This window comes from Dethiosulfatarculus sandiegensis (genome assembly GCF_000931935.2).
Classification (GTDB): Bacteria; Desulfobacterota; Desulfarculia; order Desulfarculales; family Desulfarculaceae; genus Dethiosulfatarculus; species Dethiosulfatarculus sandiegensis.
In genome coordinates, this window is the sequence record NZ_AZAC01000002.1 from 261,155 (window position 1) to 279,502 (window position 18,348).

At 47.8% G+C, this 18,348-nt stretch carries 13 protein-coding genes and 2 pseudogenes; 8 read left to right on the forward strand and 7 right to left on the reverse strand.

All coding sequences use genetic code 11. From position 1 onward, the window contains the following. Positions 1–241 precede the first annotated feature (241 nt). From X474_RS02820 to X474_RS02835, 4 genes are all read right to left on the reverse strand, one after another. On the reverse strand, positions 242–739 hold the full coding sequence (locus X474_RS02820; protein WP_156360587.1) for a hypothetical protein: 498 nt from the start codon (positions 737–739) through the stop codon (positions 242–244). 132 nt (positions 740–871) lie between these two features. Next, complete coding sequence (locus X474_RS02825) at positions 872–1,408, reverse strand: TFIIB-type zinc ribbon-containing protein (protein WP_044346583.1); 537 nt, start codon at positions 1,406–1,408, stop codon at positions 872–874. A gap of 83 nt (positions 1,409–1,491) precedes the next feature. Then, positions 1,492–2,289: a hypothetical protein gene (locus X474_RS02830; RefSeq protein WP_044346584.1), complete on the reverse strand. Its 798-nt coding sequence runs from the start codon at positions 2,287–2,289 to the stop codon at positions 1,492–1,494. Between the two features lie 84 nt (positions 2,290–2,373). Beyond that, positions 2,374–3,684 carry an SPFH domain-containing protein gene (locus tag X474_RS02835; RefSeq protein WP_044346585.1) on the reverse strand — a complete coding sequence of 437 codons (1,311 nt, stop codon included), beginning with the start codon at positions 3,682–3,684 and terminating at the stop codon, positions 2,374–2,376. Positions 3,685–4,470: 786 nt separating this feature from the next. On the opposite strand from X474_RS02835, the gene corA reads away from it, so the two are divergent. The 4 genes from corA to X474_RS02860 all read left to right on the forward strand — a co-directional run bounded on the left by corA (position 4,471) and on the right by X474_RS02860 (position 9,664). Then, positions 4,471–5,544: a magnesium/cobalt transporter CorA gene (gene corA, locus X474_RS02840; protein WP_044346586.1), complete on the forward strand. Its 1,074-nt coding sequence runs from the start codon at positions 4,471–4,473 to the stop codon at positions 5,542–5,544. Positions 5,545–6,024: 480 nt separating this feature from the next. Beyond that, entirely contained in the window at positions 6,025–6,987 is a 963-nt protein-coding gene (locus tag X474_RS02850) for a mechanosensitive ion channel family protein (RefSeq protein ID WP_082464096.1), read from the forward strand. Beyond that, entirely contained in the window at positions 6,984–7,622 is a 639-nt protein-coding gene (locus X474_RS02855) for an HAD family hydrolase (RefSeq protein ID WP_044346588.1), read from the forward strand. Before X474_RS02850 ends, X474_RS02855 begins: the two co-directional genes overlap by 4 nt. A 47-nt stretch (positions 7,623–7,669) precedes the next feature. Further along, entirely contained in the window at positions 7,670–9,664 is a 1,995-nt protein-coding gene (locus X474_RS02860; protein ID WP_044346589.1) for a peptidase U32 family protein, read from the forward strand. A gap of 315 nt (positions 9,665–9,979) precedes the next feature. On the opposite strand, the pseudogene X474_RS26725 reads toward X474_RS02860, so the two are convergent. The 3 genes and pseudogenes from X474_RS26725 to X474_RS02875 all read right to left on the reverse strand — a co-directional run bounded on the left by X474_RS26725 (position 9,980) and on the right by X474_RS02875 (position 12,006). Further along, positions 9,980–10,915 (reverse strand): annotated as a pseudogene (locus X474_RS26725) (aldehyde ferredoxin oxidoreductase C-terminal domain-containing protein). A gap of 52 nt (positions 10,916–10,967) precedes the next feature. Further along, positions 10,968–11,267 (reverse strand): annotated as a pseudogene (locus X474_RS27150) (aldehyde ferredoxin oxidoreductase C-terminal domain-containing protein); the annotation flags it as partial. A 10-nt stretch (positions 11,268–11,277) separates the two neighbouring features. Next, the gene (locus X474_RS02875; protein ID WP_197281938.1) at positions 11,278–12,006 is read right to left on the reverse strand and encodes an aldehyde ferredoxin oxidoreductase N-terminal domain-containing protein; all 729 of its coding nucleotides are present in this window, start codon (positions 12,004–12,006) and stop codon (positions 11,278–11,280) included. A gap of 391 nt (positions 12,007–12,397) precedes the next feature. Here X474_RS02875 and X474_RS02880 point away from each other — a divergent pair, with 391 nt between their 5' ends. The 4 genes from X474_RS02880 (at position 12,398) to X474_RS02895 (ending at position 18,293) form a co-directional block, all read left to right on the forward strand. Further along, positions 12,398–12,613, forward strand: a complete 216-nt coding sequence (locus tag X474_RS02880) for a hypothetical protein (RefSeq protein ID WP_052514782.1) — start codon at positions 12,398–12,400, stop codon at positions 12,611–12,613. Between the two features lie 288 nt (positions 12,614–12,901). Then, complete coding sequence (locus X474_RS02885) at positions 12,902–13,768, forward strand: sigma-54 interaction domain-containing protein (RefSeq protein WP_197281939.1); 867 nt, start codon at positions 12,902–12,904, stop codon at positions 13,766–13,768. A gap of 623 nt (positions 13,769–14,391) precedes the next feature. Further along, a complete protein-coding gene (locus tag X474_RS02890; RefSeq protein WP_044346593.1) occupies positions 14,392–15,363 on the forward strand; it encodes a glycosyltransferase family 2 protein in 972 nt (323 codons plus the stop codon). Positions 15,364–15,377: 14 nt separating this feature from the next. After that, the gene (locus X474_RS02895) at positions 15,378–18,293 is read left to right on the forward strand and encodes a GtrA family protein (RefSeq protein ID WP_082464100.1); all 2,916 of its coding nucleotides are present in this window, start codon (positions 15,378–15,380) and stop codon (positions 18,291–18,293) included. Positions 18,294–18,348 lie beyond the last annotated feature (55 nt).

The window sequence follows — 18,348 nt, forward strand, 5'->3', positions numbered from 1 at the left end:
CATGATGATCCGGCCTTTAGCTTGCTGACAAAGTCCTCCTGGACTTTGTCAGAGGCCACTTAACAAAAACGCGGTTTTGCCAAGTGGCTAGAATTACTCACCTTAAGAAAGCTTAGCAATTCGGCGGGCCGTCATTCGGGGTCCCCAAAATCTCTGATTTTAGGGGTATTTCATGGCCCGCGTTCAGGCTGTTTGTCAACAGCCTGAAGGCCTGATCATCATGATCAGGCCTTTAAAGAGATTAATCCTCTCCTGAAACAGGCTTTAACCTGGTTTGGGTGCCGCAGTATTCGCAGACCACAACCGCTCGGCCCATTTTTAAGTGATTATGAGCTCCACAGGAAGGGCACTCAAAATCACAGGGGTAGATAAGGCCCAGCTCATCGGCGTTGATATTATCCAGCATGGCCGCATTAGTCATATCCGAGACGCTTTCCCGGGGTATTTCGTCGTGGCTGACCAAGCAATCAACTTCTTCGTAAAAAACCAGGCCCGGAAAAAAATCGTCGGCAACCAGGCCCTTGATATCTGAACGAACAGGGCCAAGGTCATCCCGGTTCATGGCCTTGGCAATCTGGCTGATCTGGCGCAGGCCGGAGAGATTGACAAGGTTGTGATAGCGTTTCATGTTTTTACCGCTGTATTTAAGTACAATTCCTTTAAAAAGGAAAAATAACCCCAGCAGAATTAATACTATCAGCATCCCCCATTGCTTTTCCTGGCCTGGTTTGGGGTCCATAAAGAGGCCTGCAACTCCGGGCAGCAGGAATAAGAAGCCCAATATAAGAAAAATCCAGCCTGAAAAAATACGTGCACCTGGTTTTTTTATAAGCATGTGTTGTTTTCCCTTTTAGTTTGAGCTCTGTGACTTTTAACCAGCCCGCCTGAGATCGATCTTGGTGCCGCAGTATTCACAGAAAACAAAATCTTTGCCCGGGGTGAGTTTTGTCCTGGCCCCACAGGCCGGGCATACAGAGGCGTCCCGCCCAGGTTGGGGAGGTATGGGCGGAAGGTCTTGATGACTGGAGGCATCTTCAGTTCTGGATCCGTTATTAATGAGCATGCCTGCTCCCGTGTCCAAGGAATAACCGCTTAACTCGCCATTATCAATCAGCATTTTAATCAGGCTCCTGGTAATGTCGAGATTCCCGTTCACAGTCAGGTCGGCGAGTTTTTTAAGGCTCAGGATATTTTTAACCAGAATAAGCTCCAAAAGGGCGCTCATTTGCCTGGAGCTTTTTTTGATACTGCTTCCCACAAAGGTCATGATGAGGAAAAAACCCAGAAATACATAAAGCCCCCAGCCTCCTCCCCCGGAGTTTATAAGCATGAGAATGACCAATATTGAGGCCACCAATCCAAGAATAAATACGAATGAGCCTGTTCTCTTTTTGCTGTTGGGATGCATCGTTACCTCGCGAAGTAGCATTTAAACCAATTTTTGTTCGGGGCAAATAGCCCTTGATGCCCGAGTCTGTTCACCCGATCCTTTTATGGAGCATTTTCAAAGCGCGCTTCTTTAATGGTTTCTTCCCTTTGGGCAAGGGTCTTTTTAATCTCCTCAAGGGATCTGAGCAGTTTTTCCCTGGGACCTTGATACTCCGGGCTTTCCGAGGGCTCTTCCCTTTGGATGGCGGTTAACAGAAGTTCCAGCTCAAACTCGGCTTCAGCTAAAAGTGCGTCCATCTGGTCGTTTTGTTCCAGACAATAGGCCGGGCTTTGTTTGCAGGAATAGGCCAGGTCATCCAACAGGGCGGCCAGAGGGTCGCCAAGCTCGCCGGAAAGTTCTGGTTGCAAACCGCCTATCTGATCTGCCAGACGCCTCAGTTTTTCTTGGTAAAGATCAAACCATGCCTGGCCTTCCCTTTTTTTCCTGGAAACCGCCTCCGCGTGTCCGCCCCAGGTCTTGGCCAGGAAAAGGCCCATACCCAGACCGGCCAGGGCCAGGCAATTAAGCAACAGCAGGCTGCTTGCGGATAATCCCAGCCAATTGAGCAAGGTGATGAGGATCACTGCAAGGAGATAAAGGCCGGCCAATAAGAATTTTGATTGACGGATTTGGGCTTGGCCGGTTGAAGCGTCTTTCCGCCAGGCCAGCCAGGGCTGAGCAAAGAAAAGAAACTCTGCCAATAAGAGAAAAGCCAGGGAAACGAAAAAGGCGCACCCCCGGCCCGCCGGATAAGCAATAATTATAGCCAATACCAGGGTCAAGATCAGAGCAGCCAGTCCTGAAACCGTCCAGGTCTTGACCGCCGCGCTGCTTAACCTCACATATTCTGTCTGAGCCATTTTACCCCCCATCTTGGCTTTAACTTTTCGTTGGTCTGAATTTACGTTCCGTCGCCGCTTTGGCGGCCTTTTTCGGGAAGCCTCCTAAATTTTGGTTCCGCATTCCGGGCAGAACTTGGCCATCGGTTTCAGCTCATGGCCGCAATTTGCGCAACTAAGTATTTGTGAAGCCCCGCAATGTGGGCAGAATTTGCTTGCTTGAGCCAGCAATTCCCCGCATTTAAGGCAAGGCAAAGGGAGTGGTTTGCCGCAGGTGGCGCAGGTCGCGGCCTGTGGATCATTGTCTGCTCCGCAATGGGGGCAGGGATGCACCGGGTCGCCGCAGGCCGGGCAGAATTTGCTTTTAGGCGACAACTCAGCCCCGCATTTGTTGCAGGTTATTTTGGGCGCTACTTTTTCCGGCGGCGAGGCCTTGGGTTCGGCGGACTCATGAAATGAATAACCGCACCCAAAGCAGAATCTGGCGTTTGGCTGGTTTTGAAGGCCGCATTCAGGGCATTTTAAGTTGGAGTTGAATTGAAGGTTAGTGCTCATCTGACCCATGGCCCCTCCCATGGCTCCACCCATGGTCATGCCCATGCCCATCCCCATGCCGGCGCCCATGAAATTGGATGGTGATGAGCCCTGATTGGAAGCCGCCTTTTCCATGGTGTCAAAAGAGCGTTTTTCCTGGTAACTGTATCCCATGATATCCATCTCGGCCTTTTTGGCCAGCGCCTCCTTGAGCCTGCTCACGGCCGGGTCTTCTTCCGGGACATTGATGGAATTTACCTGGAAATTAATGAGGTTGAGGCCAAACGTTTCGATTTTGCGGCGTATGTTGACGGCCAGGCTTTCGCTGATCTCCTCTAGTTTGGCTGCCACTTCAAGCACGCTGGTTTGATGAGAAACCAGTTCTTCGGCAATAGTGTCCTTGGCCGCGGTTATGATGATGCCCCTCAGGTATTCCCGCAGTTTGTTTTTGCTGAAGTCCCTCAGGGTGCCGACCAGCTTGGTGAGGAATTTTTTGGAGTGCCCCACCTGAACCCCGAATTGGCCGAAAGCCCTGACCGGAATCATTACCTTGTATTTGGGATCCTGAATCTGAATGGGGTTGGGAGTGCCCCATTTTACATCCAGGTTCATCATTTTATTAACAAACCATACTTCAGCCGTAAAAGGGGTTTTCTGGCCAAAGGGCAGACTTAACAACTCGACCAGAATGGGGATGTTTTTTGTGTCAAGAACATGCCTGCCCGCTCCAAAAGGCCCCTCAAAACGGCCCTCCTTGGCCAGAAAAGCCTCCTGGCTTTCCATGACAATTAATTGGGTCCAGGTGGAGAGCTGATCGCTCGGATAGCGCCAGGCGAAAACATTTTCAGTGCCTTCCCATTTTACGCGGTCTATTATAGCCATGCCCATTCTCCTTATTTGGCCGGGCCTTTTTTTGGGTAACTTCCATATCTTAATGCCGTATTTCACCAGATTGGCAATGCTTATAAAGATAGTGATAACTATGCTAAATCAATTGCTTTTTTGAATATTATCAGAAAATATACTGACAACTGTTAAAAGGCTTTCAATGATTATTTCAGGTAGTTGTTTATAGTCTATATATTATAATTTTTAGTAAAATATTCTCAAATATGGGCATGATAATTCTGAAAGACTGATCCGTCAACGGCTTGCTTGTTCTTTTTATTGGTAAATATAAGATTGAAACTATGTTCAGTGTTTGTATTTAAGGTTTTTTATTAATGATTCTTCTATTCTAAGAAATTGTTTGAAATCCTGTTGATTGCACGGTTTTAAAATATGTGATTAATTGAATATTATCCTCTTTTGCCGTACGAAGGGCTAGATATGGCTTCAGAGCGGAAAGTCAGCCGTTTTTAAGGAAAATGGGTCTATTTTTTTCCTCCGGGCATCTGCCGTATAGACGTTTTTTTATTCCCAAAACCAACCTGAAAATGCTGTAAAAAAAATTTGGGAAAGGGGGCCGTTGAACGGTAAATATAAAGATTATGCAATCGGTATAGGGAGTTGACTGGTTTTGTTTGAATGGACCGGCAAACCGTTATGCCAGGCGCCCCGACGCGTCCTTAAACGCTCTCAAGTGGGTAGTCTGATGGTTGGCCAAAAGATGTGATAATCTGTTAGGGGAATAAGCCGGATCTCAATCAGATCACTTGGGAGGGATAAGTGGCAGAATCGGTAACCAATTTGGCTGATAAACTGGCCCTTTCTCCTGGGGCCCTGGTCTATGTGGGGGACCGGCCCGAGCAGGGGATGGCTTCGGTTTTATGGCAATACGACAGGCATAACCTAAGCAAAACAGCTGATCCTTCCCCGGAAGACTTACAGGGCCTGACTGGCGGCGAGGTGGCCTGGCTGCAGATAACCGGTTTGGGAGATTCTGATTATTTAGCGAAAGCAGGGGCTGTTTTGGGCCTTCACGCCCTTACCCTGGAAGATATTCTAAACACCAGGCATGCCCCCAAGCTGGAGGAATTTTCCGAGTATCTGCTTTTGGCCCTTAAATTGCCCATTTATGATCCCGAGGAAAATTATTTAATAACCAAGCAGCTGAGCCTGGTCCTGGGAAGGGGCTGGTTGCTTTCCTTTGAAGAAGGCGGGTCAAACGATTTGTCGCCCCTTTTGGCAAGACTTGAACAGGCCGATTCCAGGCTAAGGAAGAGGCAGGTTGGGTATCTGGCCTATGCCATATGGGATCTTATCCAGGACCACTATTTTGCAGCGCTTGAAAAGATGAGTCGGCGTCTGGATGATATGGAGGATATGGTCCTGGAGAGCCCCTCGCCGGAAGTGCTGGAGGGGATTTATCGCCTGAGACGGGCTTCGGTGAGTTTGAGAAAGGTTCTTTGGCCCTTGCGCGAAATGGCTTCTTCTTTTCAAAGGATCGCAAGCGACTGGCCGGGACAGAATCTTTCGCCCTATCTGCGCGATCTTAAAGAGCATATTGTCCAGGCCATGGATATGAACGATATCTTGCGCGAAAACCTTGCCTCCCTTATGGATTTGTATCTAAATCAGAAAAGCCACCGTATGAACGAGATCATGAAAATTCTGACCATCATGGCCAGCATTTTTATTCCCCTGACTTTTTTGGCGGGCATCTACGGTATGAATTTCAAATACATGCCGGAACTGGACTGGATATATGCCTATCCCCTTCTGTTGGGCATAATGGTGGTTGTTGTCGTTGTGATGTTGTTTTTTTTCCGAGCCAAGGGGTGGCTTGGCAATAAAAATTGATATCTTTTGCAAAGAGCTATTTCCCGCAAGGTGTTATAAAAGGGAAAACCCTCAACACTTAGCCGGTCATTTGCGGGTTTTCCTTTTTCGCTTCTTGGCCCGCCCGCCTGTTTCTGCGGGAGTTTGGGTGCCGTAATCCCTTTTTTCTTGGTTTTTGATTTGTGGTGGCCTTTGGCTTACCTACTGTTTTCCCGGGTCGGCTTTGCAAGCGTGGGCCCATGAGGCAGGTGCGGTGTTTTTCCGTTTTTGCTTTTATTTAAGGAATTCAGGCTGTTTGTCCGGGTAAATATTAAGAAAAATCCCCAGATTAAAAAAAAGCTCTCCAAGGGCTTTTCATTGTCTGTTTTTCTGGTAGGTAAAGCATGAATTTCATTGGTCTGCCGGTGCTTGACCGGTGTTTTGCCTTTTTGCTTACATAAGGGACATGAAGCGGTTTTTTGCATGTCCTTTTTCCAGGCTTCTAAGTCGGCAGAGGAATAAATGATGAATGCCATAACCGAACTGCTTCACCCCCAGGAATGGCCCGGTGCGCTTCTTTTGGCTTTCGCTATTTTTGGGGCGGCTTGGCTGGTCTCCAAACTGCTTACCAAGTCCTTGCTCAAGACCTCATGGGTGATAGGGCGTTTGGGACGCAAGGTGGATAACACGGTGATCCGTTATGTCATCCGGGTTAAGACCGTGGTGGTGTTTCTGGGCACTGCGCTTTTTTACGCCTCATTGGTGCCGCCTTTGCAAACTCTTATGGGCGGCCTGGTGGCCGGCGCCAGTATCACCGCCGTGGTTTTGGGATTTGCCGCCAAGTCGACCCTGGCAAACCTGGTGGCCGGTTTAGGCATCAGCATATACCGGCCCATACGCATTGATGACACCGTCACCATTGAGGGTGAATACGGCTATATTGAGGATATAACCTTGCGCCACACCATTGTGCGCACCTGGGAGAACAAAAGGCTGGTCATACCCAACGAGAAGTTGGACAACATGAGCATCATCAACCACAGCTTGGTTGAAGAGGGCATCTTAAACACCATAGAGCTTAAGGTAAGTTATGATACGGACCTGGACCTGGCCCGCTCCCTGATTATGGAAGAGGTCATGGCCTGTCCGCACCGGGACCCCGAGGCCCAGGACCCCTGGGTGCGGGTGATTGGCCATCTCGAGTATGCCATTGAGCTGCGCCTTTACATGTGGTGCACCAGTCAGGATCAGGCCTGGCAGGCCAAGTGGTGGATTTTTGAGATGGTTAAAAAACGCTTTTGCGCCGAGGGAGTGGAGATACCTGTTCCTTATCGCACCTTGGTGTATAAAAAGGATATGCCCAAACCCAGGAGGGGTGAGCATGACTTTACCTATAAGCGCAGGGATTCGTTGCCCCCGGGTTATGTAATGCACAAACCCCAGACTCCCAGGAACCGGAAAAAGAAAAGGTTAGTCCAAAAGTGAAGCACCAGGCGGTTTTTTTTGATTTTGACGGGGTTATTCTGGATACCTTTGACCTGAAAACCCAAGCCTTCAGGGATATGTTTGCCTCTTTCGGGCCGGAGATCCAAGCCAGGGTGGTGGAGCATCACCTCCTCCATGGCGGCATTTCCCGCTTGGAGAAGTTTCGTTTTTATTATCGCGATATTTTGCAAAAACCGGTGAGTGAAAACGAGATACGGAAACTGGGCGATAAATTTGTGGAACTCACCATGAAGGGGGTTTTGACAGCACCTTTTATTCCCGGAGCCTTTGAGGCCCTTTCCGAGCTGAAGAGAGAAGAAAAACCGGCCTTTGTTGTCTCCGGCATTCCGCAGGAAGAACTCCTGGGCATTTTGGAAAAGCGCGACCTTTTGGGTTTTTTCAAGGAGGCTCACGGCTCACCCAGGCATAAACCCGCCATAATAAGGGATATATTGACCAGGAAGGGATATAATCCCGCTGAGTGCCTGTTTTTGGGGGATGCCACAACCGATTATGACGCCGCCAAGGTCTGCGGACTTAAATTTCTGGGGATTGTTAAAAAAGGTAAACCTTCACTGTTCCCTCCCAAGACAATGACTTCCGAGCGGGTTTTGTTGCAGGGCGCTCCTGTATAGTTAAACCCGGTACAGCCGCTTTGGCTTGATAAAGAATAAGGCAGAAAATGCAGAAGAAACCAGAGATCCTGGCCCCGGCCGGTGATGTGAGATCCATGCTGGCCGCCTATGCCGCCGGCGCGGATGCCGTTTACCTGGGGCTGAAACACTTTTCAGCCCGAATGGAGGCGGATAACTTTGCCCTTCCAGTATTGGCCCGTTTGGTGGAAGTGGCCCACAGTCAGGGCCGCAGGGTTTATGTGGCCTTGAACAGCCTTTTTAAACCCGCTGACTTGAGTTCGGCAGGCAGGCTGATCGCCAAGCTTGAGCGTGATGTGAAACCGGATTCACTTATCTGTCAGGATCTCGGAGCCGTGGAACTGGCCAAACAGGCGGGTTTTCAAGGAGAGGTATATCTCTCCACCCTGGCCAACCTCACCCATGCCAAGGCCATGGAAGCAGCTGCGGATCTGGGAGTGAACCGGGTTATTCTGCCGAGGGAACTGGATTTAAACGAGGTGCGCTCCCTAAGCAAAGCCTGCCCGGATTCCTTGAGCTTTGAGATATTTATCCACGGAGCCTTGTGTTATTGCGTGTCGGGTCGCTGTTACTGGTCCAGTTATATGGGCGGCAAGTCCGGCCTGAGGGGGCGTTGCGTGCAGCCCTGCCGCAGGGTTTATGGCCAAAAGGGCAAGACGGCCCGCTTTTTTTCCTGTCGTGATCTGGCTACAGACACCATGGTGAAAGAGTTGATGTCCATCCCCAAAGTGGTCTCTTGGAAAATCGAAGGGCGTAAAAAGGGGCCGCACTATGTTTATCATGTGGTCAAGGCCTATCGTCTGTTAAGGGACAATCCGTCGGATCAGAAGGCCGTGAAAGAAGCGTCCGGGTTGCTGGCCCACGCGCTGGGCAGGCCCCGGACCAAGGCCATGTATCTGCCCACTCAGCCCCAGGCCCCGGCCCAGCCGGGCGCTCACACCAGCTCCGGCCTTTTTGTGGGCCAGGTGGAGAAACTGGGGAGAAAGGGAAAAAGCCCTGCCTTTGCCCTAAAACCCAGGGTGAAGCTTTTCCCCGGCGATTTCTTAAGGGTGGGTAATGAAGACGAGCCCTGGCATTTTACTCACCGGGTTACAGACAAAACCTTTTCCGGTAAATACGCCTTGCTTACCGTAACCGGTTCAAGGGCCCCCAAGCCGGGGACGCCGGTTTTTTTGATTGACCGCAGGGACCCTGAGATCAAGAAAAAGATCAAGGAATGGGAGAATAAACTGGAGCAATGCCACGCGCCGGAGCAAAAAGGCATTAACTTCAAGGTGCAAATGCCTGCCCCTGCCGCTCCAGGCAAGCCGGGGGGCATGCTCCTGGCCCGCAACCTTTCCCGGCCCCGGCGAGGAGGGCAAAAAGGCGCTCCGGTCGGCAACATAACCGCCCTGTGGCTTAATCCGGGCGTAGCCCGCACCACGCCCAAGGCGCTTTATGGACGCCTGTTCTGGTGGCTGCCGCCGGTGATCTGGCCTGATGAGGAACAGGCCTGGCAGGAGCTTATAACCTTTACCCTGCGCAAAGGGGGCAAAAGGTTTGTCCTGGGTTCACCCTGGCAGATCAAGTTTTTTAATGACGCCCAGGTGGAATTGATCGCAGGCCCCTTTTGCAATGCCTCCAACGCGGCGGCCTTGCAGGTGCTCAAGAATATGGGATTCAAGAGGGCTGTTGTATCGCCGGAACTCTCCGGCAAAGACATGCTGAGCCTGGTCCGGCAGAGCCCTCTGCCCCTGGGAGTGGTGATAAAGGGGTATTGGCCCATGGGAATCAGCCGCTTCCCGGTGGAGGGAATCAAGGCGGCGGAACCTTTCACTTCCCCCAAAAACGAGGTGTTCTGGAGCAAAAAATACGGGGAAAACAACTGGATCTATCCGGGTTGGTCCCTTGATATCAGCCAATATTCAGATGAATTGCAAAGGGCGGGATATGAACTTTTCATAACCATGAATGAGTCCCTGCCCAGAAACCTGCCGCAAGAGACCCGGAGTTCCGAGTTTAACTGGAATTTGACTTTGTTGTAAGGCGTTTAAATAGCAAAGTTATCGGTGAAGCGGCTGATAAAGACCATGTGGGCTTGGTCAGCCGCTGCTTTTTGGATTATTTCCGGTGTGCCCTGGCCCTCATGTCGGATGGATTGGTATGAGGGAGGCAATTGATGGTGCTGCGCCCCAGGTGGAAAAAATAACCCTTTCAAGTTGTCGCATATGACACCCAGGTGTCTTATGCGACATTTTTTTTATGGGCTGTTGCCTTGGCCGCCCTGTTTTATTCCCTGGCGGCAGGGAATAAAACAGTCCCGCAATGGTGTGCGGGAAAAGCGGCAAGCCGTAGCTGTGTTATAAATTATGTCCCCGTTGCTTTTCGGCCTGACTGAGTCTTTGCTTTTCACCGGCCTTTAAAAACTGTTGCTTTAAGTTTTCCGGAGCTTGGGACATATTGCCCATTATCCTGGTCCGCACCTTGTTTTTAAGACCTCTGCCGAATTTATTTGGCGAGGGATCTTTGATTATTTCCTCAAGGGGGAGGTGATTTTTGGCATAACCCAACCGCCCCATGGATTCCAGGCGCACGGCCACCTCCAGGCGCTCCCGGGTGGGCAGGCCTTCTTCGGTCAAACCCCTGTATGCATAGTATTCATCAAGCATGCCTTTTTTGTTCAAATCTATTCCTTTTGCCCAGGAATCAGGCTCCGGCCGTCTGGTGAAGCTGTCCTGCCGCCGGTCCAGCCCTCGCAGGGTGTTAACGGCCCGCTGAAGGTGGTATCCCCTTTCCGCTGCCACCTGGATCCCTAAACCGTCAACTTAACTGCCGTTGGCGGCCCGTCAGGCGGCGGCAAGATGACTGGGCAATAGTTTACCGTGGTTAAGCAGGCTCATACCCAGGTAAAAACAAATACCCAGGCTATCGAGTATGAGCTTGTAATTCTCGTGCCACCATACAGCCAGTCCCTTATCGGCATGGGACTTGAAATTCACGGTTTTGCGGGTGCCCCCGAATAAAAGTTTGGAAGTCTGACTGTTTATAGCCTGCATCAGCAGGTGGGGAACTCCCTTGAGAAAATCTCCCCCTCTGGGGGAAAGGGAAAAGGCCAATACAAACGGGGGCGCTGAATGGGCCGGCCAATGCATCCCCTTCATATGCAAGGCGTATTTGTCGGCGTGGTTTCCTAGCAGTTCGGCTGCACCTTTGGTTACTTGCGCCAACACAGCGCCAATACCCCGGCCTGAGGCAACCAATTCGATAAGTTGTTCCACATAAGCCAACATAGGCATCGTTCAGCATGCCCACAGCCCCACAGAACTCGTTGATGTCAAATGCCTTTTGGTTGATCAGATTGGCCAGGTGCAGAATTTCGCCCATATCCCGGAAACCCAGGGTAATGGCCAGGGTCATGATATAGGCCACTTCATAGCCATGGCCCTCTTCCCCGGCGAATTTGCCTTCCAGGATGCGCCATTGCTTTCCGCACCTTAAGGGGCAGCGATAGCAACCCACATCTTTTGATTCAACCGCCTTGAAATAAGCGCAGGCGTCTATGGCGGCTATGTTGTCAGGGCCTATATGACGCCGCCAGTTTTCCGCATACATCAACCCCAGGGCCTCCAACAGGTTGATGAACATCATGGTGCCGTATTTACTGAACAGCTTGGGAAAGGCCAGGCTCTGACTCCAGCCTTTTACTTCCCGGCCAAGCGACTTTAATTTTTCCGGATCGTGGATCAGGTTTTTTTTTCGCGCCCCGGGCGATCACCATTGCCTTCAGTTTTTTGGAGCCCATGACCGCGCCCATTCCCGAGCGGGAAAAGCTGTGGGCATTGTTTTCAAAGCTGATATTGGCATAGCGCACCAGGCTTTCCCCGGCCGGTCCGATTACCGCGGCCACAGAGCGCGGATGCCTGGATTTTATGGCCTTTACGGCCTCTGTTGTGGTCATGCCCCAAAGGTCGCTTGCATCTTTTAAGCTGCATTCCCCTTTGGCGCTGATAAATAAATAGCCCGGTTTCTTCAGTGCTCCGCAAATGACTAGATGATCCACTCCAACACTATGCATCATCACACCCCAGATGCCCCCGCCGTTTGAGTCTCCATAAATCTTGGTAAGGGGGCTTAAGGCTGTGACAGTGTTGGGGGCGCTGGTGGGGTAGCTGGTTCCAACCAGAGGATCGGCTCCGAAGATCAAGGGGTTGGAGGGACTTAAGGGATCGGTTTCCTCATCGATCCTATTGAACAAAAGCCAGACATTAACGCCGCAGCCGCCGATAAAGCGCTTCATCTGTTTGGCTTTTATTACCTGCCTGGAAATATATCCGTTGTTCAGATCTATGTTAAGCAATCGTCCGGGGTTCACCTGATCTGCAGTCATTTTTTTGCCTTTCATTTTAGAAAACTTGCTGTTTGCTGGTTGAGCAAGTGACATGCCAGTAACGGCACTCGCCCGGCTCAATGGTTCGGCGGACAGGGGGAGGAGCATAAAAACCAGGTTGAGGAAATATAATTAAGCTTAAATTAAGGAAAGTTGGGTTGAATTAGCCGGCTTTTTCGAGAAATAGAGGCCCTGAAAGTTGATTGGTAAGTTGAGCCTGCTCAAGGTTTTTTATGCTTTGGGGCTTTGAGGCCGGAGAGAAGAAAAGGAGGCAAGATCAAACTGTCGTATTTGACGTATGAGCGTGGTTAGCCTAGAATTATTCATACCCTCCCCAAAATGGGTCCGACCTTGCAATGCCGGTCTTTGAAATGTCAAGCAGAGGATCAATATGGATGCCGATGTTTTTTTCAAGGAAGCAACCCTGCGCATCTACGGCAGCCTGAAAATGGAAAAGGCTCTTTTCCATACTTTTTTATATCTCAAAAAGTTCATGCCTGCGGAAAAAGCCTTTCTGCACCACTATGACAAGTCCAAAGCCACCTTCACGGTAAGTGCCTCGGCCGACAGCCAAGGCGGGCATTGCCACCGGTTCAAGGCAATATAGCCTGAAGACTGGCACCAAACAGCTGTCAGGGAAAAGCTGCCTAAAAGCAATACTCTTAATGATGCCGGATCCCATGAGTTGTCCCGCTTAATGTTGAGGCCTTTTGTGACTGCGAAAAAGTTTTCCATTATGGTTGTGCGCCTTACTGTGGAAGATCAATGGATTGGCGGGGTCACGCTAATGGCTTCGAGTAAAGACAGGTTTTCCGAAGAACATATGAGGCTGTTTTCTTTGTTGCGAGATCCGTTTACCATCGCATTCTTCAATTTTCGGAGATATCAAGAGCTTATGGCGCATAAAGAGCGGCTGGCCGATGACAAACGCTATTTGGAAAAGGAGCTGAAGCGCGACCACGAAGGCGGCATAATCGGCGTCGAGGGTGGTTTAAAAACCGTCATGGAAAGGGTGAACCAGGTTGCCCGTCTGAACACCCCGGTTCTTTTGCTGGGTGAGACCGGTGTGGGCAAGGAAATAGTAGCCAATGCTTTGCTCAACGGCTCTCCTCGTAGGAAGGGGCCTTTTATCAAGGTAAACTGCGGAGCGATTCCGGAGAGTCTTATTGACAGTGAGTTGTTTGGTTATGAGAAGGGTGCTTTTACCGGGGAAACGGCTCTTAAACGCGGCCGCTTTGAACGGGCCAGCGGAGGGAGTCTTTTTCTGGATGAAGTGGGTGAACTGCCGCCAAAGGTCCAGGTTCGCCTGCTGCGGGTTTTACAGGAAAAGGAAATTGAGCGGGTGGGCGGGGCGGAAAGTGTTCCTGTGGATATTCGCATCACAGCCGCAACTCACCGCGACCTCCCGGCCATGATTGAACAGGGCGATTTCAGGCAAGATTTGTTTTTCCGCCTTCAGGTGTTCCCCATTACAATTCCTCCCTTGCGTATGAGGCCGGAAGACATTCCCGACCTGGCCGCCTTTTTTGTGGCCAAGAAATCTCGCGAACTCGGCATTCCACCAGCACCGGCTTTGGATAAAAGGGCCTTGACTCTGCTAGGCAGGTACAGTTGGCCCGGCAATATCCGCGAATTGGAAAACGCTATAGAACGGGCATGCATCCTGAGCGTGGGAGGTCCGCTTTGTTTTGAGGATTTGCGCGTGGCTTCAAAAAACACCGGCGAAATTGAGTGTAGGGGCGGAGATGTAAAATCAATGTAGCTTGATGAAGTTTCGCGTGGTCATATCAGCAGGGTCTTGGAAATTACCGGCGGAAAAGTTGGTGGCAATGCCGGAGCCGCGGCTCTGTTGAATGTGAACGAATCAACTCTGCGGCATAAAATGCGTAAATTGGGGATCAGCTTTGGGAGAAAACACCAGTAGTAGAATTATCCGGGAATCAATTGTCAGTTCATTTCTGCTGAGAGATTAAGAGTCTCTGCCCTCGCGTTAAAGTCAGTGTTTTTTAGTTCCTTCCAGGGTAGAGAGTCCCGGTTTAAGAATGTCGACAGGTGGTGGGTTCATAAAGATCAGCTAAATAATTATTCTACTACCGTGTTTAAAGATTGTTTCGATTCTTGCTTTATTGTGACGAAAAAATTATATTAGTGTAGTTTAATCGGGCTTATTAAAAACCTTTAAAAACTGGGATATCTTAGTGTTTTATATTATCATTAAAAAAGATACTTTGGTATGGTTTGGCTAATTTTACTTGACTAATTGATCGGTGAACGATGAGAGAAACTTACTATGCCCAGGGACTAAAGGGAACCTTCATCCGGTTTTTGGCTTTAGTGAAATATAAGCTGTATCTGTGAATTAAATCAGTTTCTTAGGACGAAACTATGGATAAGTTAAGTTTGCATTTAGGAAAAAGATCGCCAAACTTTATTTCTATAATTATTCCGGTGTTTAATGAAGAGTTATGTATAGAGAGATTTCTAAATGATATTTTGAGTTATCTGGAAGAATCAAATATATCTTGCGAAGTAATTGTTGTAGATGATGGAAGCTGTGACAATTCTCTAAATATAATTACTGAGATGGCAGTAGAGGAAAGTAGACTAAAAATAATATCACTCAGTAAAAATTTTGGTAAAGAGGCTGCTTTGACGGCCGGTTACGATCATTGTTCAGGTGATTTAGCTATTTGTATGGATTCCGATGGTCAGCATCCCTTAAGTATCATACCGGTAATGCTGGAAAAATGGTCTGAGGGGTATGATGTTGTCATAGCTGCTTCTGAGGGGAGGAAAGATAAAAGTAGGATTAAAAAATATCTTTCTAAATATTTTTCAAATGCAATCAGTAAAATATCAAATTCAAGTATACCTGCAGGTGCTTCTGATTTTTCTCTTTTGGATAAAAAAGCCGTATTGGCCATTCAAGGATTGAAAGAGCAAAATAGGTATATGAAAGGCATTGTTTCCTGGATTGGTTATAAAAGTATAATTGTAAAGTATACACCAGAGGTAAGGCAGAATGGTGAAACCAAATTTTCCTTGTTTAAGTTACTGGAATTAGCTGTAAACGGGATAGTGGGGTTTAGCACTCTCCCACTAAGGCTTTGGTTTTATTTAGGCCTTTCCATAGCTATGCCTTCTTTGCTGTATGCTTTGTATCTGATAATCAGGACATTGATTTTGGGCAGGGATGTGCCGGGGTATGCCTCCTTAATGGTTTCTTTATTGTTTTTTGGTGGAGTCCAATTAATTGCCATTGGGGTTATTGGTGAATATGTGGGTAAAATTTTAATTGAAACTAAAAAAAGACCTTTATATTTAATCAAATATATCGATTTAAAAAAGTCAAAATGAAATAACCTGGAATTATGATTTTAACTTCAATTCATGCTTTGCCGGAAATTGTACGTTATGTTCTGGTGGGGTTAGGTGCTTCCTTAACTTACTTTTTGTGTAGTTTACTACTCGACCGCATAGGCTTGCCGGTATTTCTTTCCAGCAGTATGGCTTGGTCGATTAGTACTTTAGCCAGTTACTTTGGGCATATAAAAATTACGTTTCAAAGAAAACCACAGCACTTGGAGATGAGTTGGAGGTTTCTGAGTGTAGCATTAGGAAGCTTGGTCCTCAGTGTTTTGATTACTGTTTTTGTGCATGACTACCTGAATCAGCCATATTATCTGGCTTCTCTGGCCGTTACCATAACTATACCTTTATATTCTTATTTATCTTTGAAATTATGGGCCCTTAAAGAAAGGGTGCAAAGTTATGACCTAATAAGTTTTTTACGGCGTTCTATTCTTGATTATTTAATACCTATTGGTGTTATTGGTGTATTTTGGGCTTTGTTTTATCACGAGTTATTATTTCCTTGGGGCTGCCCGGAAAAAAAGCTTGCATCAGATTATTCTCTGCAATTTTACCCTTGGCTTATTCATGGACTTAAATCCTTAAGCAATTGGGAGATCCCCTGGTGGACAACTTTAACCGGATGTGGTGAGCCTTTTCTGGCAAAATTGGAAAATGGTGTTCTATTTCCCGGCCATATTCTTGTAGGCCTAATAAGCGGAACACCTAAAGTACCGTTTTATTTGGCCCAGGCGTATCAAGTTTTCAGCCTTTTTCTAAGTGGGATAGGCGTTTTTTTGCTGGCTAAAAATTTTAAATTGGATTCCATATCCTCATGCTTAGTTGGGATGATGTGGAGTCTTTCCTGGGATCTTAAATATAATATTGTCTATTCTTCATTTACAGATGTAATATTGGTTTTTCCATTCTTTATCCTGGCGTCCTATAAGTATATTACTGGGCAATCCTCCTGGGCGGGCACTTGGGCTATATTGCTGCTTGCCTGTTCTTTTTTAGGTGGTAATCCCCAATGGACCCAAATGCATCTCATCTTTTTAGGTGTCATGTTTTTGTTTTGGTATTTGCCGGAGATCTCCAAGTATCAAGGGCTGCAAAATAAATCAAAACCAGCTCAGCGACTTGTAATTCTGGTTTTTGTAGCGGTGTTGATCTCTGCCATACAGTTGATCCCATCTTGGGAATTGGCAGGGCAAAGCCACCGTGGGGTTAAAGACTTTTCTGTGGCCGCAGCATCTAGTTTTTCAGTTAAATATTTGTTTAATCGAATCCTCAATGACACGCCTTTTTCCTTTGCTCCTTTAATTTTTTTGCTGGCCTTTTTAGCTCCATTTCTAAAGCGTGACCGACTAGTATATGGTTTATGTTTTGCTGTTTTACTCTTTGGATCTTTATCCTTGGGCGACAATTTTTCCATATACAAGGTGTTTTACGATTATGTTCCGGGTTATGGGCTATTTCGCTTCCCCGGCAGATGCCTGCATTTGGCCCTTTTATCCTTGTACCTTTTGAGCGGGGTTAGTCTTCATTGTTTGTGGAATAAGACAACCAGAAGTCCCTATGATTTCGTTGGTCTTGGCTTTGGCTTGACCATTCTTTTAATTTTTCATAATATTCAGCCCTTAGATGTTTATGCTCTTCGTATCGCTTTTTATTTAGTTGCATTAATTCTTATCCTTTTTTCAACCTTTCACATCAATTTAAAACGCACTTTGCTAGTTGTTTTTTTGGCAGCCGGATTATTCCTCCCCTCCTATTTCCCTCACTCCAGCAACCGCTGGATAACTTATCGGGGTGATATTTATCCTCTGACCGATCAAATAAAATTTTTAAAACAAAAGCTTGAGCCAGGCCAACGCATTTCCAGCCCAGGTATCTTGGCTGGTTATCCCCCCGGCGTTACCAAACATATGACAAAGAATAAAGAAGTTTTTTTAGGTAATTTAATTCATGGCCTGAATATCTGGGGCACCGGTGGAAATTTACATTTAGCCAGTTTAGATTTGCTGGCCTTAAAGACGCGCAATCCTCGGGTTTACGATTTAATGAATATCAGGTTTATCCCCAAAGCCAGAAAAATTAAGAAGGTGGATAAAGACGGAAAATATTTACCTCATTTTTTTGGCCAAGGTTCATTTTGGCAAATTGACTTACAAGGACTGGCTCCCTTGGATGGAGCGGTTTCAATTGGCTTTTCCAACAGGCGGCCCGGCTCTGAGGTCTCTGTTGCCAGGGCGGGGATGCGGAGTATTCATTTTTTAAATTCAAACAATTTACTTCTTAATAATTTACCTAAGGGCCGCTGTTTGGAAATTGAGTGTTTAACAGGTGGCTTTTCTATTGAGAGTATTAAAATAAACGAGTTTGAGATCATAAATAAAGGAACCCGTTGGTCGATTGCCTATGACAGAATTTTGGAGAATCGGTATTCTTTTCCCAAGTGTTTTTTAGCCGGAAATTACAAGGTGATTGCGGGCACTGAGGAAACTCTCAAGGCCTTGGAAGGGCTAGAGCCTTCCTGTACGGCCATATTGGATAAAACTCCCTCCTTTGCCGGTAAGCCGAAAATCACTTCGTCCGAATATGTAAAGCTCAAAAAGTATTCCCCTCATGAGGTGGCGGTTGAGGTTTCTGCCCTTACCGATAGTATCTTGATAATCACGGATTCGTATTATAAAGGCTGGAAAGCCAGTGTAGACGGGGAGCCGGCGGAACTCTTAAAGGCGGATTTTCATTTCAGGGGAGTGGGGCTCAGCAAAGGCTGGCATGAAGTTAAACTAACCTATTCACCTTGGTGGAAAATCTGGTTGCCCATTTTTTCGTTTTTAGGTCTTTTTCTTTCCATTTTAGTGGGATGCACCGAAAGGCCTAGAACCGTCTTTGACGGCAAGGGTACGGTTTCCTCGCAAGGCCGCTGAAAGTTATAGTCTGCCGGTGCGAGCCCTTGGGAGGGTTCTGCCGTTTTCATTAACC

What these genes read in the sequence shown, in the direction of transcription:
- X474_RS02875 (WP_197281938.1), bottom strand. Translation starts at nt 12,006, where the DNA reads ATGACTGCAGATCAGGTGAACCCCGGACGATTGCTTAACATAGATCTG.
- X474_RS02885 (WP_197281939.1), top strand. Translation starts at nt 12,902, where the DNA reads ATGGCGCATAAAGAGCGGCTGGCCGATGACAAACGCTATTTGGAAAAG.
- X474_RS02825 (WP_044346583.1), bottom strand. Translation starts at nt 1,408, where the DNA reads ATGCATCCCAACAGCAAAAAGAGAACAGGCTCATTCGTATTTATTCTT.
- X474_RS02830 (WP_044346584.1), bottom strand. Translation starts at nt 2,289, where the DNA reads ATGGCTCAGACAGAATATGTGAGGTTAAGCAGCGCGGCGGTCAAGACC.
- X474_RS02850 (WP_082464096.1), top strand. Translation starts at nt 6,025, where the DNA reads ATGATGAATGCCATAACCGAACTGCTTCACCCCCAGGAATGGCCCGGT.
- X474_RS02820 (WP_156360587.1), bottom strand. Translation starts at nt 739, where the DNA reads ATGGACCCCAAACCAGGCCAGGAAAAGCAATGGGGGATGCTGATAGTA.
- X474_RS02895 (WP_082464100.1), top strand. Translation starts at nt 15,378, where the DNA reads ATGATTTTAACTTCAATTCATGCTTTGCCGGAAATTGTACGTTATGTT.
- X474_RS02890 (WP_044346593.1), top strand. Translation starts at nt 14,392, where the DNA reads ATGGATAAGTTAAGTTTGCATTTAGGAAAAAGATCGCCAAACTTTATT.
- X474_RS02860 (WP_044346589.1), top strand. Translation starts at nt 7,670, where the DNA reads ATGCAGAAGAAACCAGAGATCCTGGCCCCGGCCGGTGATGTGAGATCC.
- X474_RS02835 (WP_044346585.1), bottom strand. Translation starts at nt 3,684, where the DNA reads ATGGCTATAATAGACCGCGTAAAATGGGAAGGCACTGAAAATGTTTTC.
- X474_RS02880 (WP_052514782.1), top strand. Translation starts at nt 12,398, where the DNA reads ATGGATGCCGATGTTTTTTTCAAGGAAGCAACCCTGCGCATCTACGGC.